Origin of the sequence: Butyricicoccus intestinisimiae (genome assembly GCF_018918345.1) — a bacterium.
Classification (GTDB): Bacteria; Bacillota; Clostridia; order Oscillospirales; family Butyricicoccaceae; genus Butyricicoccus_A; species Butyricicoccus_A intestinisimiae.
Genome location: NZ_JAHLQI010000001.1, coordinates 437,161 through 463,537, shown reverse-complemented (window position 1 = coordinate 463,537; position 26,377 = coordinate 437,161). Strand labels below are relative to the sequence as shown.

The 26,377-nt window shown below is 50.5% G+C and carries 27 protein-coding genes; 19 read left to right on the top strand and 8 right to left on the bottom strand.

What is annotated here, in order from left to right; translation table 11 throughout:
* Positions 1 to 54: 54 nt before the first annotated feature.
* The 7 genes from yabP to hpf all read left to right on the top strand — a co-directional run bounded on the left by yabP (position 55) and on the right by hpf (position 4,858).
* Entirely contained in the window at positions 55 to 336 is a 282-nt protein-coding gene (gene yabP, locus KQI75_RS02400; RefSeq protein ID WP_216469081.1) for a sporulation protein YabP, read from the top strand.
* The gene (yabQ, locus tag KQI75_RS02395; RefSeq protein WP_216469080.1) at positions 333 to 683 is read left to right on the top strand and encodes a spore cortex biosynthesis protein YabQ; all 351 of its coding nucleotides are present in this window, start codon (positions 333 to 335) and stop codon (positions 681 to 683) included. The genes yabP and yabQ overlap by 4 nt, the downstream gene beginning before the upstream one ends.
* 75 nt (positions 684 to 758) lie before the next feature.
* Positions 759 to 1,049 carry an FtsB family cell division protein gene (locus KQI75_RS02390; RefSeq protein ID WP_216469079.1) on the top strand — a complete coding sequence of 97 codons (291 nt, stop codon included), beginning with the start codon at positions 759 to 761 and terminating at the stop codon, positions 1,047 to 1,049.
* Between the two features lie 32 nt (positions 1,050 to 1,081).
* Positions 1,082 to 1,603: a S1 RNA-binding domain-containing protein gene (locus KQI75_RS02385; protein WP_216469078.1), complete on the top strand. Its 522-nt coding sequence runs from the start codon at positions 1,082 to 1,084 to the stop codon at positions 1,601 to 1,603.
* Between the two features lie 226 nt (positions 1,604 to 1,829).
* Positions 1,830 to 2,972, top strand: coding sequence for an amidohydrolase (locus tag KQI75_RS02380; RefSeq protein ID WP_216469077.1), 1,143 nt, complete (start codon positions 1,830 to 1,832; stop codon positions 2,970 to 2,972).
* 258 nt (positions 2,973 to 3,230) lie between these two features.
* Positions 3,231 to 4,076: a fumarate hydratase gene (locus KQI75_RS02375; protein WP_216469076.1), complete on the top strand. Its 846-nt coding sequence runs from the start codon at positions 3,231 to 3,233 to the stop codon at positions 4,074 to 4,076.
* Between the two features lie 248 nt (positions 4,077 to 4,324).
* Positions 4,325 to 4,858: a ribosome hibernation-promoting factor, HPF/YfiA family gene (hpf, locus tag KQI75_RS02370; RefSeq protein WP_216469075.1), complete on the top strand. Its 534-nt coding sequence runs from the start codon at positions 4,325 to 4,327 to the stop codon at positions 4,856 to 4,858.
* Between the two features lie 81 nt (positions 4,859 to 4,939).
* On the opposite strand, the gene KQI75_RS02365 is transcribed toward hpf, so the two are convergent.
* Both KQI75_RS02365 and KQI75_RS02360 read right to left on the bottom strand, forming a co-directional pair.
* Entirely contained in the window at positions 4,940 to 5,803 is an 864-nt protein-coding gene (locus tag KQI75_RS02365; protein WP_216469074.1) for a DMT family transporter, read from the bottom strand.
* A gap of 71 nt (positions 5,804 to 5,874) precedes the next feature.
* Positions 5,875 to 6,411, bottom strand: coding sequence for a DUF4364 family protein (locus KQI75_RS02360; RefSeq protein WP_216469073.1), 537 nt, complete (start codon positions 6,409 to 6,411; stop codon positions 5,875 to 5,877).
* Positions 6,412 to 6,553: 142 nt separating this feature from the next.
* On the opposite strand from KQI75_RS02360, the gene KQI75_RS02355 reads away from it, so the two are divergent.
* From KQI75_RS02355 to nrdR, 10 genes are all read left to right on the top strand, one after another.
* A complete protein-coding gene (locus KQI75_RS02355) occupies positions 6,554 to 7,771 on the top strand; it encodes a THUMP domain-containing class I SAM-dependent RNA methyltransferase (RefSeq protein WP_216469072.1) in 1,218 nt (405 codons plus the stop codon).
* Positions 7,772 to 8,030: 259 nt separating this feature from the next.
* Positions 8,031 to 8,315 (top strand): co-chaperone GroES, encoded by a 285-nt coding sequence (locus KQI75_RS02350; protein ID WP_216469071.1) that lies wholly within the window; start codon positions 8,031 to 8,033, stop codon positions 8,313 to 8,315.
* 36 nt (positions 8,316 to 8,351) lie between these two features.
* Complete coding sequence (gene groL / locus KQI75_RS02345; protein ID WP_216469070.1) at positions 8,352 to 9,980, top strand: chaperonin GroEL; 1,629 nt, start codon at positions 8,352 to 8,354, stop codon at positions 9,978 to 9,980.
* A 175-nt stretch (positions 9,981 to 10,155) separates the two neighbouring features.
* Entirely contained in the window at positions 10,156 to 11,184 is a 1,029-nt protein-coding gene (locus KQI75_RS02340; protein ID WP_330655466.1) for an aromatic acid exporter family protein, read from the top strand.
* Between the two features lie 208 nt (positions 11,185 to 11,392).
* Positions 11,393 to 12,091, top strand: a complete 699-nt coding sequence (locus tag KQI75_RS02335) for an ABC transporter ATP-binding protein (protein WP_216469068.1) — start codon at positions 11,393 to 11,395, stop codon at positions 12,089 to 12,091.
* A gap of 5 nt (positions 12,092 to 12,096) precedes the next feature.
* Positions 12,097 to 13,557 carry an ABC transporter permease gene (locus KQI75_RS13745; protein ID WP_330655465.1) on the top strand — a complete coding sequence of 487 codons (1,461 nt, stop codon included), beginning with the start codon at positions 12,097 to 12,099 and terminating at the stop codon, positions 13,555 to 13,557.
* A gap of 60 nt (positions 13,558 to 13,617) precedes the next feature.
* Positions 13,618 to 14,415, top strand: coding sequence for an ABC transporter permease (locus KQI75_RS13740; protein WP_330655464.1), 798 nt, complete (start codon positions 13,618 to 13,620; stop codon positions 14,413 to 14,415).
* A 126-nt stretch (positions 14,416 to 14,541) separates the two neighbouring features.
* Positions 14,542 to 15,858, top strand: a complete 1,317-nt coding sequence (gene secD, locus KQI75_RS02325) for a protein translocase subunit SecD (protein WP_216469067.1) — start codon at positions 14,542 to 14,544, stop codon at positions 15,856 to 15,858.
* 4 nt (positions 15,859 to 15,862) lie between these two features.
* Positions 15,863 to 16,966, top strand: coding sequence for a protein translocase subunit SecF (gene secF / locus KQI75_RS02320; RefSeq protein WP_216469066.1), 1,104 nt, complete (start codon positions 15,863 to 15,865; stop codon positions 16,964 to 16,966).
* Between the two features lie 109 nt (positions 16,967 to 17,075).
* Positions 17,076 to 17,534: a transcriptional regulator NrdR gene (gene nrdR / locus KQI75_RS02315; protein ID WP_216469065.1), complete on the top strand. Its 459-nt coding sequence runs from the start codon at positions 17,076 to 17,078 to the stop codon at positions 17,532 to 17,534.
* A gap of 67 nt (positions 17,535 to 17,601) precedes the next feature.
* Here nrdR and KQI75_RS02310 read toward each other — a convergent pair whose 3' ends face one another.
* The 6 genes from KQI75_RS02310 to fabD all read right to left on the bottom strand — a co-directional run bounded on the left by KQI75_RS02310 (position 17,602) and on the right by fabD (position 24,270).
* Positions 17,602 to 18,675: an NAD(P)H-dependent flavin oxidoreductase gene (locus KQI75_RS02310; RefSeq protein ID WP_216469064.1), complete on the bottom strand. Its 1,074-nt coding sequence runs from the start codon at positions 18,673 to 18,675 to the stop codon at positions 17,602 to 17,604.
* Positions 18,676 to 18,830: 155 nt separating this feature from the next.
* A complete protein-coding gene (gene pfkB / locus KQI75_RS02305; RefSeq protein WP_216469063.1) occupies positions 18,831 to 19,757 on the bottom strand; it encodes a 1-phosphofructokinase in 927 nt (308 codons plus the stop codon).
* 96 nt (positions 19,758 to 19,853) lie between these two features.
* Positions 19,854 to 20,720 carry a DUF6734 family protein gene (locus KQI75_RS02300; RefSeq protein WP_216469062.1) on the bottom strand — a complete coding sequence of 289 codons (867 nt, stop codon included), beginning with the start codon at positions 20,718 to 20,720 and terminating at the stop codon, positions 19,854 to 19,856.
* Between the two features lies 1 nt (position 20,721).
* Complete coding sequence (locus tag KQI75_RS02295; RefSeq protein WP_216469061.1) at positions 20,722 to 21,210, bottom strand: hypothetical protein; 489 nt, start codon at positions 21,208 to 21,210, stop codon at positions 20,722 to 20,724.
* A 176-nt stretch (positions 21,211 to 21,386) separates the two neighbouring features.
* A complete protein-coding gene (locus tag KQI75_RS02290) occupies positions 21,387 to 23,243 on the bottom strand; it encodes a DEAD/DEAH box helicase (RefSeq protein WP_216469060.1) in 1,857 nt (618 codons plus the stop codon).
* Positions 23,244 to 23,358: 115 nt separating this feature from the next.
* Entirely contained in the window at positions 23,359 to 24,270 is a 912-nt protein-coding gene (fabD, locus tag KQI75_RS02285) for an ACP S-malonyltransferase (RefSeq protein WP_216469059.1), read from the bottom strand.
* A 164-nt stretch (positions 24,271 to 24,434) separates the two neighbouring features.
* On the opposite strand from fabD, the gene KQI75_RS02280 reads away from it, so the two are divergent.
* Positions 24,435 to 25,415, top strand: a complete 981-nt coding sequence (locus KQI75_RS02280; protein WP_330655462.1) for a beta-ketoacyl-ACP synthase III — start codon at positions 24,435 to 24,437, stop codon at positions 25,413 to 25,415.
* A gap of 13 nt (positions 25,416 to 25,428) precedes the next feature.
* Entirely contained in the window at positions 25,429 to 26,373 is a 945-nt protein-coding gene (fabK, locus tag KQI75_RS02275; RefSeq protein ID WP_216469058.1) for an enoyl-[acyl-carrier-protein] reductase FabK, read from the top strand.
* The last annotated feature ends 4 nt before the right edge of the window (positions 26,374 to 26,377 follow it).

Here is a 26,377-nt window from a genome sequence, read left to right as displayed (position 1 = left end):
CGACACATACAGTATGTCGGGGGCTTTTGTGTATACAGACAGGAGGAAAGGCATATGGAGCGCAGTACCACAGAGAAACAGAGCTTGCCGCATGGGATTTCTTTGCAGGACAGAAAGAAGCTTTCAGTTTCCGGTGTCAGCGATGTTGCCAATTTTGACGAAAATCAGATTATCATCGTGACACAACAGGGGACACTGTTCGTGCGCGGCGGAGACCTGCATGTGGATCAACTTAACTTAGATGCCGGTGAGCTGCGCATTTCCGGCCGCATTGACTGCATGGAGTACGATGACGGCGGCGCAGCCGGCGGATTTTTGCGCAGGCTGTTTCAATGAGCGGTGCAGAGGAGAGTGTGGTGTGCGCACAGCTGAATGGAATTTTCGCCGCCTGTGCGTGCGGTCTGGTGCTCGGCGTGCTGTACGATGTGTGCTGGTTGCTTCGTCAGCGCCGGCGCGGCGCCGGACTGACGTTTCTTTTGGATGTATTGTTTTCCATGGCATGCTGCGCGGTGCTGTTTGTGCTGTCTGTCGGCATTTTTCAGCAGCGCATGCGCGGATTTTTGCCGATTGTCATGGCAATCGGCGGCATTTTTTGGGAATTGACCGGCGGGCGCGGCGTGCGGCGGTTTTATAAATGGGCGCACACGCGGCTGGCTGCGAGAAAATTTGCAAAAAAACCGTAAAAAATAAAAATAAATCTTTTCTTTTTGCAGGTTGTGGTATAGAATAGTAAGCGTAATCATTGAAGGAGGGATTGGATGAACAAGCCCAAAAACAAAAAAATCGGCATCCTGCTCAAGCTGGCTTTTGTCCTCGTTGCAGCGATTGCCATTATCAAGCCGATTTCTCTTCAGATTCAAATCCGTGAGCTTCGGGAGCAGGTAAGCACTTTGGACGATCAGATCAGCCAAGAGGAAACCGTCAACAAGGATCTGAAAAAGTCGCTGGATGAAGGCATGACCGACGAGGCTATTGCAAAAATTGCCCGTGATGTACTGGGATATGCATCGCCCGGCGAGCGTGTGTTTATTGACAGCTCAGAGCAGTAACCAAAAGTATATGGAGGACACAGTTTAAAAGTATGGAGTTGGCCGTAGGAGAAATCATTTCCGGCAAGGTAACCGGAATCACAAAGTTTGGCGCGTTTGTTTCGCTGCCGGAAGGCAAGAGCGGTTTGGTACATATTTCTGAAGTGGATCAGTCATATGTCAGTGACATCCGCGACCATTTGACAGAGGGTCAGGAGGTCAAGGTTAAGGTCATAGCAATTGATGACAATGGCCGCGTAAACCTGTCTATTAAGAGAACACAGCCGCGTCAGAACAGCAACGGCGAACAGCGTTCGTTCCGCCGCAGCAACCAGAATGGAACGCATTCCAATGGCAACGGCACCGGCGGCTATCAGCGCCGCGCCGGCAGCTCCAACGGCGGCAAAAAGTTCCAGCAGCGCCAGCCGGGCGGATATGCACCGCGTCAGGCAGCGAAGGAAGCTCCGGCTTCGTTTGAGGATAAGCTCAAGCTCTTTATGCAGGACAGCGAGAGCCGCATGGCGGATCTGCGTCGCAATACGGATAAGAAGAACGGTTCCCGCCGCCGTAAATAATTAACACAAAGCAAGCAACAATGTCGCGTTTCCAAGAGCAATCTCGGGAAAGCGGCATTGTCATGTCTGCTTTTTTTGTACAGATAAAAAAATACCCCTCGGCAAGCCGAAGGGTGAATGGATTGTGGGGATAAAGATATGAACGGTGCATGGATAGCAGTTTCCTGCTACCGAACATATCGTACCATGATTCCCAGATAATGTCAATTGTTTTTGAGGAGAAGCAATGATACTTTGCAATGCGAAAATTGTCCCAATGGAGGGAGAAATCATCGAAAACGGGTATATTTCCGTGGAAAATGGAAAGATTTCCGGAATGGGGTCGATGAAAAATGTGCCGGAGGGCGAGCACACAGACGTGCACGGCGGATGGATTTTGCCGGGGCTTGTCGATGCGCACACGCATCTGGGCTTGTTTGAGGATTCCCTCGGTTTCGAAGGGGAGGACGGAAATGAGGACACCGACCCGATCACGCCGCAGCTGCGCGTGATTGACGGCATCAACCCGATGGAACGCAGCTTTCAGGAGGCGCGCGAAGCGGGCGTCACCTGCTGTCTGGTGTCGCCGGGCAGCTGCAACCCGATTGCCGGACAAATTGCGGCGATTAAGACGGCAGGACGCCGCATTGATGACATGATTGTCAAACAGCCGTGCGCGATGAAGTTCGCGCTGGGAGAGAACCCAAAATCGTGCTACAATGACAAAGATGAGACGCCGGTGACGCGCATGGCAACGGCCGCGCTTATTCGGGAGACGCTGCACAAGGCGCAGGAGTACGGAAAACAAAAGCAGCACGCGGAAGATCCATCGGATTTGCCGGAGTATGATGCGAAATATGAGGCGCTGCTGCCGGTGCTGGACGGCACGTGTCCGGCACATTTTCACGCACATCGGGCGGATGATATTTTCACTGCACTGCGCATCGCCAAGGAATTTTCGATAAAGCCGGTGATTCTGCACGGAACCGAAGCGCATCTGGTTGCGGACATTCTGGCAGAGGAACATGTGCCGATTTGCTCAGGACCGTTTTTGACGGACCGCTCGAAGCCGGAACTGCACAACCTGACGGAACAGGCGCCCGCACTGCTGACCCAAGCGGGCATTGAGACGGCGATTACGACAGACCATCCGGAGACTACGCTCAAGCATTACATGCAGTGCATTGTTGCCGCCGTACAGGCGGGCATGGAGCCGATGGATGCCCTGCGCGCAGTGACGATTGTTCCGGCACGCATTGCGGGACTGGATGATAGAATCGGCTCTCTGCGCGTCGGAAAGGATGCGGACTTGCTCATTACCGATGGCGATCCGCTCGATTACCGCACCAAGGTCACAGCCGTGTATATTGACGGAAAACAGGTGAAATAAGCGCAGAACAGCGCATGCAAAAACCCACGATGCACACGCACCGTGGGTTTCTTATATCTATGCGGCAAATGTCAAGCCAAAAATGGAACATCGCACGGCTCAGCGTGAAATTAGCAAGACAGCTATGGACATTTGCGCAAGGGTCAAGTATAATAAGAAACCAGAGGAACTTTTCGATATATCAAGAAATCGCACCACAGAAATGTTTCGTACGGCCTGAACATGACAGGTCAGAGATATACAGGAGGATTACACAGAATGAGAACCATCGAAGCAAAAGAAATTACCGCGCTCGTGCGCGAGCTGTGCATGAAGGCAAACTATGTCCTGCCGGAGAGCATCCGACAGTCGTATGTGGACGGAGAAAAGAACGAACAGTCTCCGCTCGGCAAGACAATTTTTGGTAAGATGATCGAAAACTGTGATATTGCCTGTAAGAATTCCGTGCCGATTTGTCAGGACTGCGGCATGGCGATTGTTTTCGTAGAGGTTGGTCAGGACGTGCATATTACCGGCGGTCTGCTGGAGGACGCCGTCAACGAAGGTGTGCGGCAGGGCTATGTGGACGGCTATCTGCGCCTGTCCGTCGTGCGCGACCCGCTGCTCGACCGCAGCAATACCAACGACAACACGCCGGCGATTTTGTACACCCGCGTTGTTGCCGGTGACGAGATTCATGTAACCGTAGAGCCGAAGGGATTCGGCAGCGAGAACATGAGCGCACTCAAGATGTTTACTCCGGCAGCAAAACCGGAGGATATCATCGACTTTGTTGTGGAAGCATGTGACAAGGCTGGCTCCAATCCGTGTCCGCCGATTGTCATCGGCGTGGGTCTGGGCGGCACGGCCGACAAGGCATGCTATCTGGCAAAGCGTGCGCTGATGCGTCCGGTCGGTCAGTTCAATGAAAATCCGGGTTATGCCGAAATGGAAAAGAAGATTATAGAACGTGTCAATGCGCTGGGCATTGGACCGCAGGGTCTGGGCGGCACGGTCACGGCACTGATGTGCGCCATCGACACCTATCCGACACACATTGCCGGTCTGCCGTGCGCAGTCAATATCGGCTGTCATGTCACCCGCCATGCAGAGGGAAAAATCTAAAAACACAAAATTTCAAGAAAACGTGAGAAAACGCGAGCTAGCGGGAGATATATTCCGCTCAGGTCGTGACACGCTGAATTTTGCAATGCGACATGACCGACTCCTTGTGGTATAATATTCCCAACAAAAGAGGGAGAAACAAATGGAAATTTGTTGAAAAACACAGATTTTGGCGGCGTGTGTCGCACAGATTCCTCTTAGACAATTGCATATAAAATTGGGTTGTCAAACCGTAAGGAGTTGATGTTATGAAGATCACCATCGTTGAAAGAAAAATCAAGATTAGCGAAGAGCTCCGCGATTACGCTATCAAGAAGGTAGCCAAGCTGGATCGGTATTTCCAGAAGGATACCTCTGCGACCATTACTTTCAGTGAACTGAAGGGCAGACAGACGGCAGAAGTCACTGTTTGGCATAACGGCATGGTTTTCCGCGCTGAGGAAACGACAACGGATATGTTTGCTTCTGTGGATGGTATGATTTCGAGCATCGAGAGACAGATTCGCAGAAATAAGACCCGTTTGGAGAAGAAGCTGCGTCAGGGTGCTTTTGATAAAATGGCAGCCAACGAGGCAAGTCTTGCAGACTTCGTAGAGGATAAATATGAGGTCGTTCGCCGCAAGAAGTTTGATGTTCACTCCATGACCGTGGAAGAAGCCATCCTGCAGATGAACCTGCTGGATCATCAGTTCTTCTTCTTCCGCAATGCGGAGGAGGATGACATGCCGGCAGTTATCTATAAGAGAGCAGCTGGCGGCTATGGCTTGATCGAGGGCAATTGATCTTCGCTTTTGCATAGATACAGGCACAACATACATGGAAATAGCAAGCCCTCCGTGGAAACACGGAGGGCTTTTGGTATGTCAGCTTGTATGCTTTTGGTTATAGAAGAACATGGCGACAGAAGTTCCGCAAATGATGAGATAACCGACCACGGAAAGCGTATCCGGAATTTGCTGCAAAAACAGAAAACCGAACAGGGCGGCAAAGATAATCTGCGAGTAATCGAATACGGAAATTTCCCGCGCCGGTGCGTTGGCATACGCAGCGGTAATGGAAAACTGTCCGCCGGCAGCGGAAAGACCCGCCAGAAGCAGAAAACCCAACTGCTGGAATGTCATCGGATGGTATGCGAAAATCAAATACGGCAGGCAGAACAGACACGAAAACGCCGAGAAAAAGAATACGATAAACGGACCGCGTTCGCCGTTTAAGCTCAGTTTGCGCACCATGGTGTATGCTGTGCCTGCGCCCAAGCCGCCCAGCGCACCGATTAGTGCCGGAAAGGAATTCATAGACGAAAAGCCCGGCTTGATGATGCACAGGGCACCGAGAAAGGCAATGATTACCGCGGAAATTTGCACGGGCGTTACTTTTTCCTTCAGGTAAAAATAAGAGACCAGAATCGCAAAAAACGGCGATAGCTTGTTGAGCATGGATGCGTCCGACAGCACCAAGTGGTCAATGGCGTAATAATTACACAGGATGCCCAGCGTGCCGAATGTCGCACGGGCGATGAGCTGCGGCAGGTTTTTGTGATTGAACTGAAATTTTTCCTCTGTGCGCAGCAGGACAATCACGGCGAATGCCAGTGCAACAAGATTGCGGAAAAAGCTTTTTTGCATTGGCGGCAAATCGCCGGACAGCCGGACGAACAGATTCATCAGCGCGAAGAAAAACGCCGACAGGATAATAAAGAAAATGCCTTTGGTTTTGTTGTTTGTCATCGTGATTCGTTCCCTTCTGTAATTGTTTGCGTGCATGAAAAAAGACGAATGTGCATTCGCCTTTTTGTGTGTTATTCGGTTTCGTATTCGCTTGTCATTGTGGATAACAAATGCTGATATACGTCCTCTGCGTGCTTTTGAAAGTGCTGTTCTAAGTATGCAGCCTGCGTTTGGCTCACCACATGCATTTGGATAGAAAATACATCCTGCATGGTCATGGTCACCACGTAATCCTTTTCGCTGATCTGCTCGGTTTCGGCAGAAACCTGCGCATCGCGGCGCAGCTTGCGAATCACACGCAGGGCGGACAGTTCGGCAGCCTCTCGCACGGTAAATGGCAGACGGCTTTGAAAGGCTTGTGCGGTCTCGCGGCCTTTTTCTGTAATGGCGAACAGTTCTGTATCGTTTTCGGTCGATTTCTCAACGTGCTGAGAATCCTGCAGCTCAGAAAACGCCTCGGACAGCTCGAAGTAGCCGAAGCCGTCATCACACCACGTACAAATGTCAACAATTGCGGCGAAGGTCACCGGAAACGGAAGGTACGTCATGCAGGTCAGGATAAGAAATTTGATTTCGTCTTTTGTGCGGATAAAGCCAAATCGAGCCATAGATACACCTCAAATCTTCAAATTGCTATGTTCAGTATACCACAACGGCGGAAAAAAGCAACGAAAAAACCGCTGTAATCTTGTCGTGCCACATAAAATATAGTACAATAAGAACAATCAATTTCGGATAAGGATATGAATTATGAATTATGAATTTTGCTGTCCGACGCTGTTCGGACTGGAAGGAATCGTGGGAGATGAGCTGCGCCACAACGGCGGTCTCACCGATGTGCGTGTAGAAAATGGACGCGTCTTTTTTTCTGGCGACGAACATACACTGGCGTGGGCCAATCTCAATTTGCGCTGCGCAGAGCGCGTGTTAATTAAAGTCGGGGAATTCCCTGCGCAAAACTTTGAAGAGCTGTTTGAAGGCGTATATGAGCTGCCGTGGCTGGACTATATCGAGAAGGACTGCGCATTCCCTGTTAAGGGCTATTCGCTGGATTCTCAGCTGCACAGCATTCCGGACTGTCAGAGCATTATCAAAAAGGCAATCGTCAAGAGCCTGTCAGAATCGTATGGCATCACATGGTTTGAGGAGCGCGGTGCGCGCTGTCAGGTACAGTTTTCCATCGTGCGTGATATTGCCACGCTGTATTTGGATACATCCGGTGCCGGTCTGCACAAGCGCGGGTACCGCGCCAACGCCAACGAAGCACCGCTGCGAGAGACCCTCGCGGCGGCAATGGTCAAAATTTCGCGATTCCGCGGAAAGGGAGAATTTTTCGATCCGTTCTGTGGCTCCGGCACCATTCCGATTGAGGCAGCTATGATTGCGATGAATCTCGCTCCCGGTCTCAAGCGTTCGTTTGACGCGGAAAAGTGGGAGTTTATCGCACCGGAAATCTGGCAGCAGGAGCGCGAACGCGCGCTGGACGGCATCTATCGAGATCGCACCTACGATATTCACGGCTGTGATATTGATCCGGCCTGTGTTGAATTGTCCATCGCCAATGCAAAAAAAGCGGGTGTGAAGCATACGATTCACTTTGAGGAGAAAGATGCTTGCGCCTGCAAGCTCAAAAAGCGGGAGGGCACGCTGATTGCCAATCCGCCGTATGGCGAGCGCATGATGGACGTCAATGCGGCGCGCAAACTGCTGCGCGGGTTTGGTGCTGCTGCGGCGCAGTCTCCGATGAAACAGTATATTATCAGCTCTGACGAGCAATTTGAAGAATTTTACGGCATGAAAGCAGATAAAAAGCGCAAGCTATATAATGGTATGCTGCGCTGCAATCTGTACATGTACTATCAGCCGCCGGAGAAGCGCCGCCCGTTCCGCACGGCGCCTACAGGCAAAAATCGTCCGCAGGGAGGCAGACCGGCCGGCAAGAAGCGGCAGGATTTCCGCAAGAGATAAAAATTTGGCACTATTTTCCTTGGACTGCTACACAAAAATTTCTCGGGGATTTTTCAGGAAAAGATTGCAAAAAAACACGCAAATCGCTCGAACGGGCAGGATAACGCCCATTCATAATTTATTTACAAAAAACTTTGTAATTTTGGAAAAAAGTACTTGCGTATTTTGGGAAAATGATTTAATATATATTCGTTGGCACTCGAAGGTTTTGAGTGCTAACCTCTAAATTTGTATTTTATCATCTTAGGAGGATTTTATTATGAAGCTCAAGCCTTTATCTGACCGCGTTGTCATCAAGATGGTCGAAGCTGAGGAGACCACCGCAGGCGGAATCATCCTGGCAGGTTCTGCAAAGGAAAAGCCGCAGGTTGCTGAAGTTTTGGCAGTTGGCCCTGGCGGTGTCGTAGACGGCAAGGAAGTCGTGATGCAGGTCAAGGTTGGCGATAAGGTTATCACCAGCAAGTACTCCGGCACCGAAGTCAAGATTGACGGTGAGGAACTGATTGTCGTTCGTCAGGGCGACATTCTGGCTGTTGTAGACTAATTGTAAAATTACTCATTATTAGGAGGCTATTGTATTATGGCAAAGCAGATTCTTTTCGGCGAGGAAGCTCGCCGTGCACTGGGCCGCGGCGTAGACCAGCTGGCTGATACGGTTAAGGTAACTCTGGGTCCGAAGGGCCGCAATGTTGTTCTGGACAAGAAATTCGGCGCTCCGCTGATCACCAACGACGGTGTAACCATTGCCAAGGACATCGAGCTGGACGATCCGTTTGAGAACATGGGCGCACAGCTGGTCAAGGAAGTTGCTACCAAGACCAATGATCTGGCAGGCGACGGCACCACCACCGCTACCGTTCTGGCACAGGCTATCGTTCGCGAGGGCATGAAGAATGTTGCTGCTGGTGCAAATCCGATGATTATGCGCAAGGGCATCGCAAAGGGCGTTGAGACCGCAATCAATGCAATCAAGGAGAACTCTGAGAAGATCAAGGGCTCTGCAGATATCGCGCGTGTAGCTGCAATCTCTTCCAGCGATGAGACCATCGGCGAGCTGATTGCTGAGGCTATGGAAAAGGTTTCCGCTGACGGCGTTATCACCGTTGAGGAGTCTAAGACCGCTGAGACCTATTCCGAAATCGTAGAAGGTATGCAGTTTGACCGCGGCTACATCACGCCGTACATGGTAACCGATACCGAGAAGATGGAAGCTGTTCTGGATGACGCTGTTATCCTGATTACCGACAAGAAGATTTCCAACATTCAGGATCTGCTGCCGCTGCTGGAGCAGATTGTAAAGACCGGCAAGAAGCTGCTCATCATCGCTGAGGATCTGGAAGGCGAGGCACTGTCCACGCTGCTGCTGAACAAGCTGCGCGGCACCTTCACCTGCGTTGCTGTTAAGGCTCCGGGCTTCGGCGACCGCCGCAAGGAAATGCTCAAGGACATCGCTGTTCTGACTGGCGGCGAAGTTATTTCCGAGGAGATTGGTCTGGAACTGAAGGACACCACCATGGCTATGCTGGGTCGTGCTCGTCAGGTAAAGGTCAACAAGGAAGGCACCGTGATTGTTGACGGTCAGGGCGACGCAGAGGCAATCAAGGCTCGCGTAGAAAACATCCGTCATGCAATCGAGACGACCACTTCCGACTTCGATCGTGAGAAGCTGCAGGAGCGTCTGGCTAAGCTGGCTGGCGGCGTTGCAGTTATCAAGGTTGGCGCTGCTACCGAGACTGAAATGAAGGAAAAGAAGCTGCGTGTTGAGGACGCTCTGAACGCTACGCGCGCTGCTGTTGAGGAAGGCATCGTAGCAGGCGGCGGCGTTGCTTATGTAAACGCTGTTCCGGCTGTAGAAGCTGTTGCAGGCGAGACCACAGGCGACGAAAAGACCGGCGTGAACATTGTCGTTAAGGCACTGCAGGAGCCGATCCGTCAGATCGCTGCAAACGCTGGCATTGACGGCGCTGTTGTTCTGGAGAAGATTCGTGAGTCCGGCAAGGTTGGCTATGGCTTCGACGCTTACTCCGAGACCTACTGCGAGATGATCGAATCCGGCATCGTAGACCCGACCAAGGTAAACCGTTCCGCTCTGCAGAACGCTGCATCCGTCGCTTCTACTGTACTGACCACCGAGTCCATTGTGACCGACATCAAGGAGCCGGCTCCGGCTGCAGCTCCGGCAGCACCGGACATGGGCGGCATGTACTAATTTGAATGACAATCGTTCAAATGACTGTTTCTGACCTTAATTAAAATAAAAATTGGGCATTGACCGATGGGTTGATGCTCAATTTTTTATTTTCGGCGTTTCTTTTTTGTTAAAATCATGGTAGAATAGAACCAATTACCATGTATGAGAACGGAGCCGAGGGATGATAAAAAACGTGAAACAATTATGGGAAAAATATCGCATTCATACGCAAAAAACGCTGCTTTTGGGCACAAAGATTGCATTTGGCAGTGCGCTGGCGATATTTGTCGCGCGCTATCTGGGCTTGTCGCATGACGTCTCTGCGGGAACCATTACGATGCTGACGCTGATGACGACGAAGTGGCAGACCGTCAAGCTGTCGGTTTCCCGCGTGCTGACGTTTGCGCTGGCAACGCTCATCGCGTGGATAATCTTTCTGCATGTCAGCAATGCGTATGCGGCGTATGGCGTGTTTATGTTCCTGCTCGTCTGTATTTCTGCCATGCTTGGCTTGACTGCGACGGTTTCTGTCAATGCGGTCATCGGTGCACACCTGTTCACCGGACAGGATTTTTCTGCGCAGGCAATCGGCAACGAATTCAAATTGGTCTGTATCGGCATTGTCATCGCGCTTGTGCTGAACTTATATCACGACAATGGACAACGAAAAAAAGAGTTGATTGCAAACATGCGGTCGGTTGAAAATCAATTGCAGCAGATTATTTTAGAGCTTGCCGCTTATTTGATTCAGTTTCAAATGTCGCACAATTTATGGGGACATATTTACAAATTGGAGCGTGAGCTGGAGCGGTATATCAAAGATGCGCACGAATATCAGGACAACACCTTTCACTTTCATCCGGAGTATTATATCGATTACTTTGAGATGCGCCATGCACAGTGTCAAGTGCTGGATAATCTGCACAATGAACTCCGGCGCATTCGCAGCCGACCAAAACAAGCGCAGATTATCGCGGAATATTTGCTGTATGTGGCGGATTATGTTGTGGAAATCAATAGTCCGGAAAAACAGCTGGGACGATTGCATGAAATTTTCGCGGACATGAAAAAACAGGAGCTTCCCAAAACCCGCGAAGAGTTTGAGAGCCGCGCAATGCTGTATCATATCCTGATGGACATGGAAGAGTTCCTGCTGTACAAAAAACGCTTCGTTCACCGCTTGGATAAGCAGCAAAGGGAAATTTATTGGAAGAACGAGTAAAAGAACGGCAACTTTACGAGCAACAGCGGAAATCATTAGAAGAACAGCGCAGCCAAACGCAAGATTAAAAAGTGGAAATAAGAGGCGCATAACAGTCAAATGCTGGTATGCGCTTTCTCTTTTCTATGGTTGGCATTCTCTTGACTTCTGGTTTTGATAGGCATATACTGATTAGAGAATGCTAACTAAAAGAAACGGAGAACAGCATATGTTTCTGGAAATCAATCAGATTCGAAAATCTTTCGGCGAGGGCGATAATCGGGTAGAAGTACTGAAAGGGATTGACCTTGCGATTGAAAAAGGGGAATTTTGTGTACTTTTGGGCGCGTCCGGTTCCGGTAAATCGACGTTGCTCAATATTATCGGCGGTATTGACAGCGCCGACAGCGGAGATATCTGCATCAGGGGAGCGCGCCTTGCCGATATGAGTGAAAAAAGGCTAACTTTATACCGCAGAAATCATTTAGGATACATTTTTCAGATGTATAATCTCATTCCTAATCTGACCGTGCAGGAAAACATAGAAGTGGGCGCGTATCTATCCGACCATCCGTTGGATGTTCAGGAGCTGCTTCACACGTTGGGGCTGCAGGAACATAGAAATAAGCTGCCCAATCAGCTGTCCGGCGGTCAGCAGCAGCGCACGGCAATCGGACGCGCAGTGGTAAAGAATCCGGACATCTTACTGTGTGATGAACCGACGGGCGCGCTGGATTATCACACATCCAAAGAAATCCTCAAACTCATTGAAACCGTCAATCGGAAATACGGAAACACCATTATCATGGTGACACACAATGATGCCATTAAGGATATGGCAGATCGTGTGGTGCGCCTGCGTGACGGTACAATTATGAAAAATTATGCAAATGAGCACCGCGTTCCGGCGGAAAAACTGGAATGGTGAGAACGATGAAAAATCCTTTGAGAAAACGACATCTGCGTGACTTGAAGCAGGAAATCGGCAAATATCTCGTCATCTTCCTGCTGCTGACGGCGAGCATTGGCTTTGTGTCCGGATTTTTGGTTGCCGATGGCAGTATGCTGCAGGCGTACCATGACAGCTTTGAAAAATATCACGTGGAGGATGGCAATTTTACCGTACAAAACCGGCTCAATCATGCACAGATACGCGATATACAGGCGCAGCATGTCACATTGTACGAGCTGTTCTACACGGAGAAAGAGCTGAGCAATGATAGTAAGCTGCGCATTTTTCCGAAGCGGGACAAGGTGAATCTGGCGTGTCTGATGCAGGGAGACATGCCGAAACAATCCAATGAGATTGCCATTGACCGCATGTATGCGGATAATAATCAGCTTGCGCTTGGAGATACCTTGACGAGCGGCACACAAACTTGGACGATTACCGGTCTGCTTGCGCTGCCGGATTATAGCTGTCTGTTTGAAAAAAACAGCGATACCATGTTTGATGCGACAAAATTTGGCGTTGCCGTTGTGGCGCAAGATACATTCGAAGCGATTTCATCAGACAACAAAACATTTTGCTATGCGTGGAAATACCAGCAATCTCCGGCGGACGAGACGGAAGAAAATGCCCGTGCCGAAGATTTTTTGAAATTTCTCAGCGGAGAAGTACAGTTGGAAGGATTTATTCCGCGGTATGCCAATCAGGCAATTGTATTTGCTGGCAATGATATGGGCAGTGACCGCGGCATGATGATTATGCTGCTGTATATGATTATCGCGATTATGGCGTTTGTTTTTTGTCTGGTTATCAGCGACACGATTGCAAAAGAAGCGGCGGTCATTGGCACGCTGCGGGCGTCTGGTTATACCAAACACGAACTCATGGTACACTATATGACCATGCCGGTGATTGTCACGCTGGTCAGTGCGCTGCTCGGCAATATTCTTGGCTATTCGTTCATGAAGAATTATTGTGCAGGTATGTATTATGGAAGCTACAGTCTGCCGACCTATGTGACGATCTGGAATGGCGAAGCATTCGTGCTGACAACGGTTATTCCTGTGCTTATGATGATGATTCTGACCTGGATGATTTTGCGCCGAAAGTTGGAGCTGTCTCCGCTGCAGTTTCTGCGCAGAGATTTGCGGCGCAAACGTCAGAAAAAACCACTGTGGCTGCCGGACAAAATTCCGTTTTTCCATCGGTTTCGCCTGCGCGTAATTTTTCAGAATATCGGAAATTATTGCATTTTATTGATTGGTATCTTATTTGCAAATTTGCTGTTGATGTTCGGTTTGGCACTGCCGGATGTGCTGGATGTCTATCAAGATAATCTGAAAAACAATATGCTGTGCAAGTATCAATATATTTTGCAGATGCCATACGATGCGATGGATGACGATCCGTCACTGGGAACGATGATGTCGATGCTGTTGTTTTAGTTTGACATCCAGACGCAGAACGAGGATGCAGAAAAATTTACGGCATATACGTTAAAAACCGTGGATACCGGTTATAACAGCGAAGAAATCACAGTGTATGGTGTGCAGCCCAATAGCCGGTATATCCATTGGAAGCATACAGACGGCGGTGCGGCAGTATCCGCTACATATGCAGAAAAATATAATCTGCATATTGGCGATACCATCGCGCTCAAAGAAGCATATAAGGACACGCGCTATACCATCAAAATTTCAGATATTTATGCGTATCAGGGCGCGCTGTGCGTGTTTATGAATCAAGAAGATTTGAACGCGATGCTGGACTATGACAGTGCATATTTCAGCGGATATTTATCGGATACACCGATTACAGATATCGACGAGAAATATATTTCTTCTGTCATTGATTTGGATGCACTGACCAAGGTATCCAGACAATTAGATGTCTCGATGGGAAGCATGATGTATTTGGTAGATGGCTTTGGAATTGCAATTTTTGTTATCCTCATGTATTTGCTGTCCAAAATTATTATTGAGAAAAATGCACAGGCAATTTCTATGACGAAAATCCTCGGCTACAACAATCGAGAAATCGGCGGCTTGTATCTTGCTTCAACATCCATTGTTGTGGCAGTATTGCTGTTGTGCAGTCTGCCGATAGAGACAAAATTGCTCACTTCACTGTTTGCGGTTGTCATGAAATCGGAGATGACGGGCTGGATTCCTCTGGTTATTCGGCCAAGAATTTATGTACAGATGCTAATAATCGGGTTGATTACCTATGCCATTGTCGCAGCTTTGGGGTATCGGAAAATTTACCGGATACCGATGGATGAAGCGCTCAAGCATGTGGAATAAGCAAAATAAAAAACAGATTGCCGTAAAAACTGGCGAACTTTTGTGAATTTGTACAAATAAAATTGACTTTTTAGGCGCAATCAGATATAATAAATTTGCTTATTGTCAACTAGGAGGCGAATGATTTTGAAAAAAAGTATTCTGTCCTTTGTCGCCGTGCTTGCAGTGATTGCACTGCTCTCGTGCACAGCGGCATTTGGACTCAATGTGGGGCCGCTGTCCATTGCGAGCGTAATGGACGAGGAGGACGGCATCCGTCGCGGCTTGGATCTGGTCGGCGGTTCGTCCATTACCTTTGAGGCGATTCTAAAGGATGACTACAACAAGGACAACCTGTCATCTGATATGGCGTCTGTACAGGCGATGCTGCAAAAGCGTCTGGACTCTCTGGGATACACAGAGGCTACTGTTGAGCTGGTCGGTGACAACCGCGTGACGGTTGACATTCCGTCCATCAACAATCCGGAAGAAGCGGTATCTGTGCTCGGTGCAACGGCACAGCTGACCTTTGAGGATGCCGCCGGCAACGTGATTCTCGATGGTTCCGGCATCAAGTCGGCAACTTCCGGCTATGGTCAGATTTCGCAGTCCAGCATGGCGAACGAACACTATGTGCAGGTGACCTTTACCAGCGAAGCACAGGAAAAGTGGACGGAAGCCACGAAGGCTGCTGCCAATGCAGAGAAAGGCAAGAATTATATTGCCATCAAGATGGATGATGAGGTGCTGTCTCAGCCGTCTGTCAGCAGTGAATACGCACAGACCGGTATCACCGGTGACAGCTGTGTGATTTCCGGCAGCTTTACCGCAGACAGCGCCAAGACCTTGGCAGAGCAGATCAACATTGGTCAGCTGCCGTTCTCTCTGGAAGAAGTCAGCATGAGCTCTGTCGGCCCGCAGCTGGGTGAAAAAGCACTGTCTACCAGCGTCATGGCAGGCGGCATCGGCGTTCTGCTCGTTATGCTGTTTATGATTCTGGTGTATCGTTTGCCGGGCTTTGTCGCATCTATTGCACTGGTATTCTATACCGCACTGGATTTGGTCATTCTGTCCGTTGCGCGCGTGAACCTGTCCCTGCCGGGCATTGCCGGTATTATTTTGTCTATCGGTATGGCGGTCGATGCGAACGTTATTATTTTCGAGCGCTTAAAGGATGAATTGAAGAACGGCAAGACGATTCGCGGCGCCATTGACGCCGGATTCCATCGCGCGTTCTCGGCAATTTTGGACTCCAATGTCACCACCTTGATTGCGGCGGTTGTGCTGTACTTTATGGGTACCGGTACGGTCAAGGGCTTTGCAATCACACTGGGTATCGGTGTTGTTCTGTCCATGTTCACCGCAATTACCGTCACAAAGTTCCTGCTCCAGCGCATGGCAGATTTCCATGTCACCAATCCGAAATGGTACGGTGTGAAGAAAGACACGAAGGGGGAGGTGTGAGACGATGAAACAGGGTAAATTTTCGGTGATTAAAAAGTTCCCGATTTTTGCATTGATTGCACTGATCGCAATCGCGCCGGGTCTCGTCGGCTTGGTTACACTTCCGTTTGGCATGAATTTGTTCAATATGGACGTCGATTTTATCGGCGGCACCAGTATGACTTTTGATCTTCACGAAGAAGTCACCAGTGATATTTCCAGCAAGACGATTCCGGAACTGGTTGAAGAAGCGGTTGGCATTGCGCCGTCTTCCGTGCAGAAGACCGGCGACAACGGCGAAGAAGTTCTGATTAAATGCACCCGTCTGGACAGCACCCAGCAAAAGCAGGTTGTGCAGGCAATGCAGAAGCAATTCAATTTGACGGACGATGACACGCAGAACATTTCCGATGTCAACGCGACAATCGGTAAGGAAACGCAGAGCAAGGCGATTACAGCCGCACTGGTTGCTGTCGTTCTCATGATGATTTACATCACGATTCGCTTCGAGTTGACCTCCGGTTTGGCTGCCATCACGTGTTTGGCGCACGACTTGTTGGTTGTACTGTCTGCATACATTCTCTTCCGCATTCCGTTTAACACGACCTTTATCGCCGTTGCGCTGACGATTCTCGGTTATTCGATCAATGCAAGTATCATTGTCTTTGACCGCATCCGTGAAAATCGAAAGTTTGCACGCCGCGAGCTGTTTGAGGAAACCGTAGACAAGAGTATTTGGCAGACGGTAGGACGTACGGTCAATACTTCCATTACAACGCTGCTTACGGTTGGCATGATCTTTATTTTCGGTGTCACCAGCCTGCGTCAGTTTACACTGCCGATGATTATCGGCATCATCGCCGGTGCATATTCGTCTATGTTCCTGTCCGGTGCTTTCTGGTCGAAGTACCGCGGCATGCTGCGCAAGAACAGACGTGAAAAGGCACAAAAGAAGGTGTCCGCGTCCAAGTCTCCGGAAAAGGCAGAAAAGCCGCAGCCGGAGAAGTTGGAAGAAACACCGAAGGCAGAGGAGCCTGTATCGGAACCGGCTACTGCACCGCAGGCAGTAACGGCAAAGAAGGTAACGCCGAAGAAAACCTCTAGAAAACAGAGAAAAAAGAAGCATTGAGAAGTATTTGATGCGATTCCGGACAGATTTTATCTGTCCGGTCTTTTTTTTCGCGTGAAAATATGGTATTCTTTATAAGAAAAGAGAATTGAAGGAGTGAACGCGAGATATGAAGTGCCCCTATTGCAAATATACAGAGAGCAAGGTCATTGATTCCCGTCCGACCGTAGACGGCGAGAGTATTCGCCGCCGCCGCATTTGCCAACAGTGTGGAAAACGATTTACAACCTATGAGACCATAGAATCTCGTTCGCTCATGGTGATAAAAAAAGACGGCTCCCGCCAGCAGTATGACAGAGAAAAGCTCATGCGCGGCATCCTCAAAGCCTGTCAAAAGCGTCCCGTCACCAAGGCGCAGATGGACGATTTGCTCAGCAACATCGAAAAGGAGCTCTATGATCAGCAAGAGGATGAAGTGTCCTCTATGACCATCGGTGAGATGGTGGTGGAACGCCTGATTGATATTGACGAGGTGGCGTATATCCGCTTCGCGTCGGTCTATCGAGATTTCGATGACGTTGATTCGTTTATGGCGGAGCTGAAACGCATTCGCCCGCATCACAAGTGAAAAAATCCCGTATCTATGAGTTTATGACATCTCATAGATACGGGATTTCTGTTTTTTTAAGGAAAAATTACATGGCTGCCGGCTTTGTCAGGCGATCCATGACCTGCTGCACCGTGACGATTTCATGCAGTTCTCCGACACGGCCGCCGCAGAACACCAATCCGCCCATATTTTCGCCGCGTGCTGCGTCGAACAGCGCCTGAGACAGACAGTATGGGGTGGTCGCTGCATTGCAAATCTCCGGCATACAGCGGAAGCAATGCTGTACTGGAATGCCGCCGTGGTCGTAAGCCTGCTGAACAAACTTCGTGTTGACAGCGCGGGCAGCAAAGCCGGTTGGACTTTTGATGATGCGAACGTCTTCCGGACGAGCATCCAAGTAGGTCTGCTTGAATCGGTCGGAGGCATCACATTCCTTTGTCGTGACAAAAGACGAGCCGACCTGTACGCCGGAGGCGCCGATTTCCAGCATGCGCTGTACGTCGGTATAGTCCATGATGCCGCCCGCAGCAAAAATCGGAATGGAAACGTTGTGTTCCTGCTCAAACTTGCGAATATAGGCAACGACATCTGCGAGAGCCTGTTCCAGCGTCTGATTGGTTCGATTGTACAAATCATCCAGCTTAAAGCCGAGATGACCGCCTGCGAGCGGGCCTTCTACGACAACGGCGTCCGGAAAACGATTGTGTTTCCGCAGCCACTTGGTCAAAATCAACCGGCACGCGCGCGCAGAGGAGACAATCGGCACAATGCGCGTTTGACTGCCGGCGGTCAATTCCGGCAGGGTCAGCGGCAAGCCTGCGCCGGAAATAATCAAGTCCGCGCCCTGCTTGACAGCCTCTGTGACATATTCTGTGTAATGTGAGTCAATCGACATAAAATTCATGCCGATGATGCCGTTCGGCGCAAGCTCACGCGCACGGCGCAGTTCTTTGCCAATAGCGCGGATATTTGCCGAAACCGGATCCTTTTCAAAATCCGGCTCACGGAAACCGATTTGTACGCCGGAAATAATACCAATGCCGCCTGCGTTGGCAACGGCAGAAGCCAAGCCGGAGAGAGAAATACCAATACCCATGCCGCCCTGAATGACCGGCAGTTTGGGGCAGAGCCCGCCAATAGAAACCTCAGGTAAATTCAAAACCAAATTCTCCTTTTATAACAATCAACATGCGTCAATCTAAGTAGTTTTCAATAGTATATCACGTTGTTTGGAAAAACACAATAGTTTCAAACATAAAAATAACCGATGTACAAAAACGTACATCGGTTATAAAAAATGAGCAATAAAGTGCATTACTTGCGCTGTGCAACCAGATTGATCTGCTGCTTGTCTGCAAGACCTGAGGTGTATACCGTTGCGGAGCCTGCGGCCAATCCCTTTGCAAAACCGTCTACCATGCTGTGCCGCTCCAGATATCCAGCTAGGAAGCCGGCGACCATGGCATCGCCTGCGCCGTTGACATCGACCAGCTCCTGCGAGAGATCATCAGCCTTTGGTGCCGGAGAGGAGAATACCTGACCATTCTCTGTGACAAGAATAGCGCCGTCTGCGCCCATGGAAACCAGCACATTGCGTGCGCCTTCTTCCTGCAGGTGCATCGCACATCCAACGATATCATCGTAATCTGTCAGCGAACGGCCGAAAATCTCACCCAACTCAATCAGGTTTGGCTTGATAAGGAACGGATGGTACGGGAGCGTGCGGCGAAGCAAGTCGCTGTTCGTGTCCACGATGACCAAAACCTTTTCCATGTCGATGACTTCTAAGATTTTCTCGTACATATCCCGCGGCATACTGCGCGGAATGCTGCCGGAGAGAATCAGACAGTCGCCCGCTTTGATTTTGCGCTCCATACGTCCGATAAACTGCTTGCATTCTTCCCCCGAAACACTGGGGCCTTGTCCGTTCATCTCGGTCTGCGGCTCCGAAGCCTTGTCCAGCTTGACATTGATGCGGGAAAATCCTTCAGGCAGTTCGGTAAATTGTGTGGTACAGCCAAGACGCTGCATTTCTGATTCAATATGCTTGCCGGTAAAGCCGGCAATAAAGCCAAGTGCCGTATTATCTACGCCCAAGCTATTCAGCACAATGGAGACATTGACGCCCTTGCCGCCGACGCGGATGGCTTCTTCTCCAATGCGGTTAAGTCCGCCAAATGCGAAATCATTGATGCGAATAGAATAGTCTAAAGACGGATTGAATGTAACAGTATAGATCATACGATTATCACCTTCTCAAATGTATTTCCACTTTTAATGATAAATGATTTTTGTATAAAGTCAATGAGAAAAACCGTGTTTTTATTTGTATATTTTTCACAAATCAGAGTATTGCTGAAAATACGGCTGCAGCTGCGGGATGGTTTGGCATATGTTTGCATAAATCGGAAAATCCTTCCGGATGCGCGCAGCACATTTTTGGCAAAATAGCTCATGGAGAACAGGCTGCTCCTGCATCGCCTGCTTGAATCCCCAAATATGAGTAAAATCGCGCTGATTTCCTTGAAATAAGTCCTGTTCTGTCGAAAAAGCGTGAATGGGAACACCGCATGCCTGTGCGCACATGGCGAGCAGGCGCTGTTCGGCAAAGACCATATAAATTAAACCATCCCGTCCGCGCGCAGCCTGCATGAAGTCCATAGCCTGCCCAACGTATGTTTTGCGAAGTGTGTCATTTCCAAAATAGGTAAGTGCTGTATTGCACGCCGGTTCGTGCCAATTCCAATTTGTAGGAAAATGATAGGAGGGAGCCAACACAAATGCAGAAGGTGCGGGGTAAATGGCAGGATTTAACGCCTCCCGATGAATCACGGCGAGCGGCCTGTGCCAGTGTTCGGACAACGAATGCCAGACAATAAAATCTGTGTCCAGCATGACACATGGCGCCGGTGTTGCCGCCAGTGCGTATAATTTTCCCGCCGCCCAAAAGGTGCACGGGTCGATAGCAGATGGAATATCATTGAGATACGTAAAAATACCACCGTCCCACAGGTCAGTCAAACCGAGAGAACGGTAGTATTGCGCGCCGGTATCGTCCGTAATCATGCGAATAGAACCATTTTCCCGCCGCCATACCAGCGCCGAGAGAACGGTTGTGAGCAGATCAAAATCTGTCATTTGATACGGTCTGTCAGGACAGCGCACGGCATACGGGCGCGTCCAGTTGGAAACAAATGCCTGCATATCAAATCAAATCCAGTCCGTACCCGCCCAGTGCGGAAAGAGAGGACAGGCTGCCGGACGATGGCAAACGGAAGGAACCGCTGGAACGATACGAGGTTGTGTAAGAGGACAGATAGGAAGAAAGATATGACGACACCACAAACGAACCGGAGCTGCGATAGGAGCCGGAACCTACGCGCAGGTATTTGGGCGCTTCCAATAGAAGCTGGTGTGTCTGTGTCTGCCATGCACAGATTGTGTCACAAGATTCTTTGACGGTATCCTCCTGCATGGCATCGGCGGCAATTTGACGGAGATCCTGCGGCGCGTCAAAAATGTCATCCAGAGCATCTGCGGATTCTTTGGCAGGAGAAGCGTCCGGTTTCGGTGCAGATTCGCTGTGCCGCTGATGCTTCGCGTAGCTTGCTGCATCCATCATGACGCCGTTCCAGTTGTAGATGTCCGGATAATACTCTGTCATAGGACAAGATACGTTGTTGATTTCTGACATGTCAGAACCCCCTTTGTTTGTGAAAAGACTACTGTTTCATTATAGTGGAAAATAGACAAAAGAACAAGCCTTATTTTGTGTCGGGAAAAGAAAACGCCCAAAACTGCGCGCAGTTTTGGGCGTTTCTAAGAAGCTCTTTGCCGGAACAAAGACGGTATTGTAGAACGATTTTTGTGTTATTCACCATGACGTCCGCTTTTTCTGCGGGCGTGTTCGCGGGCAACGCGGCGGCGGCGCTCAGCTACCGGAGGACGATTGCCGCCGGACGATTTTCTGCCGTTGCGCACATGAGTGCGGGATTGGCCGCGATTGTCTCTGTTTTCTGACGGTTTTCCGTGCTTTGCAGCGTTTCTTGCAGAGGACTTCGGATTCTTGTGGTCATACAGACGGACATCCGTGACGTGACCGCCGATTTTTTTGCCGGACAGCTTCTGGATGATGACGTTTTTATATTTGCTCGGCACTTCCACCAAGCTGTATTCGCCATAGCAGTAAATTTTCTGAATCTGCTTGCCCGGAATGCGGGTTTCTGTCGCAATCGCGGAGACAATATGGTTCGGTGCCACGCGCTGATAGCGTCCCACGCTGAAGCGCAGGCGAACATAGCCTTCCGGCGGAGGCGGCAGCGGGCTGCCGCTCTGCTTGCCGTTGACCGGCTTCGGCATGGTAAGCACCGGAATGTCCATCATCTCGCGGCGAAGCAGCATTTCCATCAGGCATTCTGCCAGCCATTCCGGACTGCATCCCTCCTCGATGAGCTTTTTAATCATCGGATTGCAGGCGGAATTTTCACTGGTCTTTGCAATCTGGCGGCGCGCTTCTGCGAGCAGCTCTTCCTGCTTGCGGTCAATGATATCCTGCGTGCATGGCAGCGGCGTATTTTCAATTTTTGCACCGATAAAGCGGGAAATATCGCGCACCTGAAATACCTGACGGCGGCCGGCAGCGAGCGTGTACGCCTTGCCGGAGCGGCCTGCACGGCCGGTTCTGCCGATGCGATGAATGTAGTATTCGTAATCCTGCGGAATATCAAAATTGTAAACTGCGTCCACATCGTCCACGTCAATGCCGCGGGCAGCCACATCGGTTGCGATAAGAATCGGTGTGCGGCCGGAACGGAACGTGTTCATGACAGAGGTGCGGGCTTCCTGCTGCATATCACCGTGCAGCATAGAGCAGTGGAAACCGTGTTCTGCCAGATAGCGATTCAGCTCCTCTACCATTTTCTTTGTGTTGCAGAAAATGATGGCGAGCTTTGGCTGATGGGTGTGAAGAAGCAGACCCAGCGCGTCCATCTTGCTGCCGAGCGGAACTTCATAATAATACTGCTCAATGGTGTCCATGGTGCGTTCCGGTCCGGACTTGGTCTCAATGAGCAGCGGGTCGTTCTGGTACTGGTCTGTGATGTCCAGAATCGCCTGCGGCATGGTCGCAGAGAACAGCAGGGTCTGATGCTCGCCCGGAACAAAGGACAGAATGCTCTCAATGTCCTCGCGGAAGCCCATGTTGAGCATTTCATCCGCCTCATCCAGTACGATGGCTGCCAGATGGTCCAGCTTGAGTGTATGACGATGGATGTGATCCATGACACGGCCCGGCGTGCCGATTACGATTTCCGCACCGCGGCGCAGCTGCGGAATCTGGTTCTGAATCGGCTGACCGCCGTATACCGGAACGGCGCGGATGCCATGGGTGTATCGAGTCAGCTTTCGCACCTCGTCACATGCCTGCATGGCAAGCTCGCGCGTCGGACACAGGACGAGAACCATGGTGTCGCGGCACTCTGGATTGCGGATGCAGTATTCAACAGCCGGCACGCCAAATGCCATGGTCTTTCCGGTGCCGGTGTGCGAACGGCCAATGATATCTCTGCCCGACATGACAGCCGGAATCGCACGCGCCTGAATTTCCGTCGGCTGAGAAAATTCCATATCGTGAATGGCACGCAGGATCGGTTCGGACAGTCCCATTTCCTCAAAGCTGACAGTTGGTTCTTCGGTAATTTCTATCTTCTCGTTCAGTTCGTTAGACAAAATCTTCCTCCTAATCGGATTCAAAAAAATCAATGCATAAAAAGAAACGGCGGGAGAGAATATCCGCCGTTTCTTAAGTATATCCATTTTTTGTGCAATAGTCAAACAGATTCTATTATTCCGTGACAGAAATGACAGATTCCATAGTTTCTACGGTTTTGCATGTCATTTCTTTGGAAATTCTGCGCGAGAATCCGGTCAGTGTTTTTCCAACGCCGATTTCCAGTGCGGACGTGTATCCTGCCGCGATCATGTTGTGAATGAGATGCTTCCAGCGAACCGGAGAAATCATGTGCTGCTCCAGATGTGCCGGATAATCCGTGGTATCCAGCAGCGCGCCGGTTACATTGGTATACATCGGCAGTGTGGGCGTGCGGAAGGTCAGCGTCTGCGCAAATTCACGCAGTTTTGCAGCCGCCGGAGCCATCAAACCGGTGTGGAAACCGCCGGATACGGCGAGCGGAACGGCGCGGCGTGCACCTGCTTCCTTGCAGGCTGCCGCAGCAGCTTCTACTGCGGCGCGTTCACCGGCAATGACCAGCTGACCGTCACAGTTATAATTGACAGGCAGAACAAGACCGGCGGTCTCGGAGCAGATTGCTTCAACCACGTCATCCTGTAAGCCGAGCACAGCCGCCATGCAGCCGTCGGTGCTGTCCGCAGCTTCCTGCATCAGCTCGCCGCGGCGGCGCACCAGACGCAGACCGTCTTCGAGAGACAGAATACCGGCTGCGGTGAGCGCGGTATACTCGCCCAGAGAAAAACCGGCGCATGCCTGTACCTGCAGTCCGCGCTCCTGCAGGGCGCGCAGAGCTGCCATGGAACACGTAAAGATCGCAATCTGGCTGTTTACTGTGCGGGACAGCTCTTCCTTCGTGCCGTGGAAGCACAGATCCGAAATGGAATGTCCGCAAATTTCGCTCGCCTGCTCAAAAATCTGCCGTGCGCTCTCGCTGTTTTCATAAATGGATTGCCCCATACCGGGATACTGTGCGCCCTGTCCGGGGAACAATGCAACTGCTTCCATTTTATTCAACCTCCTGTCCAATAAATGTGCTTTATTCGATATTTTGACCGAAAATGATTGACAACTTGGGTGCTCTCAATTATAATAAACTCCACTGAGTTTGTCAATCTAAATATTTTACATGCTTTTCAGCCGAGAAAAAACGGCTGGCAGGCAGAAGGGAAGTGACGGTAATCGGCACGATTTTAACAGGAACGGGCAGCTTCCTTCCGGAGACTCGTCTTACAAATCAGATGCTGACGCAGATGGTTGATACAACGGACGAGTGGATTGTCTCGCATACAGGCATTCATGAGAGACGCATTGCCGTAAATCAATCGGTATTTGATATTGCACTGCCTGCGGCGAAGCAGGCTTTGGCGGATTCCGGTCGTTTGCCAGGAGACATAGACCTTATTATTGCCTGCACAGTAACACCTGACAGTTTTACACCATCGCTGAGCTGCCGGCTTCAGGCTGCGCTCGGTGCAGACAATGCATTTGCATTTGATCTCACCGCCGCCTGCTCCGGCTTTGTTTATGCGTCGGATGTGGCAGACAGCTTCTTAAAGAGCGGAAAGGCCAAGGCGGTACTCGTTGTTTGTGCTGAGGTTCTGAGCCAGATTATGGATTATACAGACCGGACGGTGTGCTGCTTATTCGGAGACGGCGCAGGTGCGGCGGTATATGAGTGGAGCGATACGCAGCAGGGCATTCGTGCTTCTTTCATGCGTGCGGAGGGCGATAAAGGTGATGCGCTGCTCGCACAGGCGTTTACCCCGTGTGACACGCTGCACAAGCAGGGACGTCAGCAGATGGACTTTTTGAAAATGGACGGACGCGCAGTTTTTCGTTTTACAGCAAAGGCTGTGCCAAGTGCCATTGACGGCGTGCTCAAAAAAGCGGATATAGACATGAGTCAGGTGGACTGGGTCGTTCCGCATCAGGCAAATGCTCGTATTTTGGAGATGGTTTCCCGTCGATACGGCGTACCGATGGAAAAGATTTTCAGCAATATAGATAAGGTAGGCAACACATCCAGCGCCTCGATTCCGATCTGTTTGGATCAGATGCGGCGCGGCGGTCTGCTGCTGCCGGGACAAACAGCAATTTTTGTCGGTTTTGGCGGCGGCTTGACGTATGGCGCCATTTTGATTCAAATGTAGGAAGGAGAAGCAAATGCGTACAAGAATTACGGAACAGTTACATATTGAATATCCTGTGTTTCAGGGTGCGATGGCATGGATTGCAGACGGCTATTTGGCCGCTTCTGTCTCCAATGCAGGTGGTCTCGGCGTCATTGCGGGCGGCGCGGCACCCATTGAAGTGATCCGGGAAGAAGTGAAAAAGGCAAAGAGCATGACGGACAAGCCGTTTGCACTCAATATCATGCTGCTCAGCCCGAATGCGGACGATGTCGCACAGCTTGTGATTGACGAAAAAATTCCGGTTGTCACGACCGGCGCAGGCTCTCCTTCTAAGTATATCCAGCAGTGGAAGCAAGCGGGCACGGCAGTGATTCCGGTTGTCGCTTCTGTTGCGCTGGCGCGCCGCATGGAGCGTCTGGGCGTCGATGCAGTCATTGCAGAGGGTATGGAGTCCGGCGGACACATTGGTGAGACGACGACGATGGCTCTGTTGCCGCAGGTTGTGGATGCGGTAAACATTCCGGTTATTGCGGCGGGCGGCATCGCAGACGGCCGCGGACTGGCAGCGGTTCGCATGCTCGGCGCGGAAGGCGTACAGTGCGGAACGGTATTTCTGTCCGCAGAGGAATGCCATATTTCTCAGAAATACAAAGATTTGGTGTTTAAGGCTGGTGATATTTCTACTGTTGTCACCGGCAAGGCGTCCGGTCATCCGGTGCGCTCGCTCAAGACACCGCTTTCCAGAAAATTGTTGCAGATGGAAGGACATATCGAGACGCGCACGCTGGAGGAAATTGAAGCCATGACGGCAGGTTCTCTGCGCAAGGCAGTACAAGACGGCAATTTCCAAGAAGGTACATTTATGTCGGGTCAGATCGCAGGTCTGGTCAATGAACCGTCCACCTGTCATATGATTATTCAAAACATGGTAGAAGATGCAGAAAAGCGCCTGCGCGGTGCTGCTGCTCTGATATAAACGG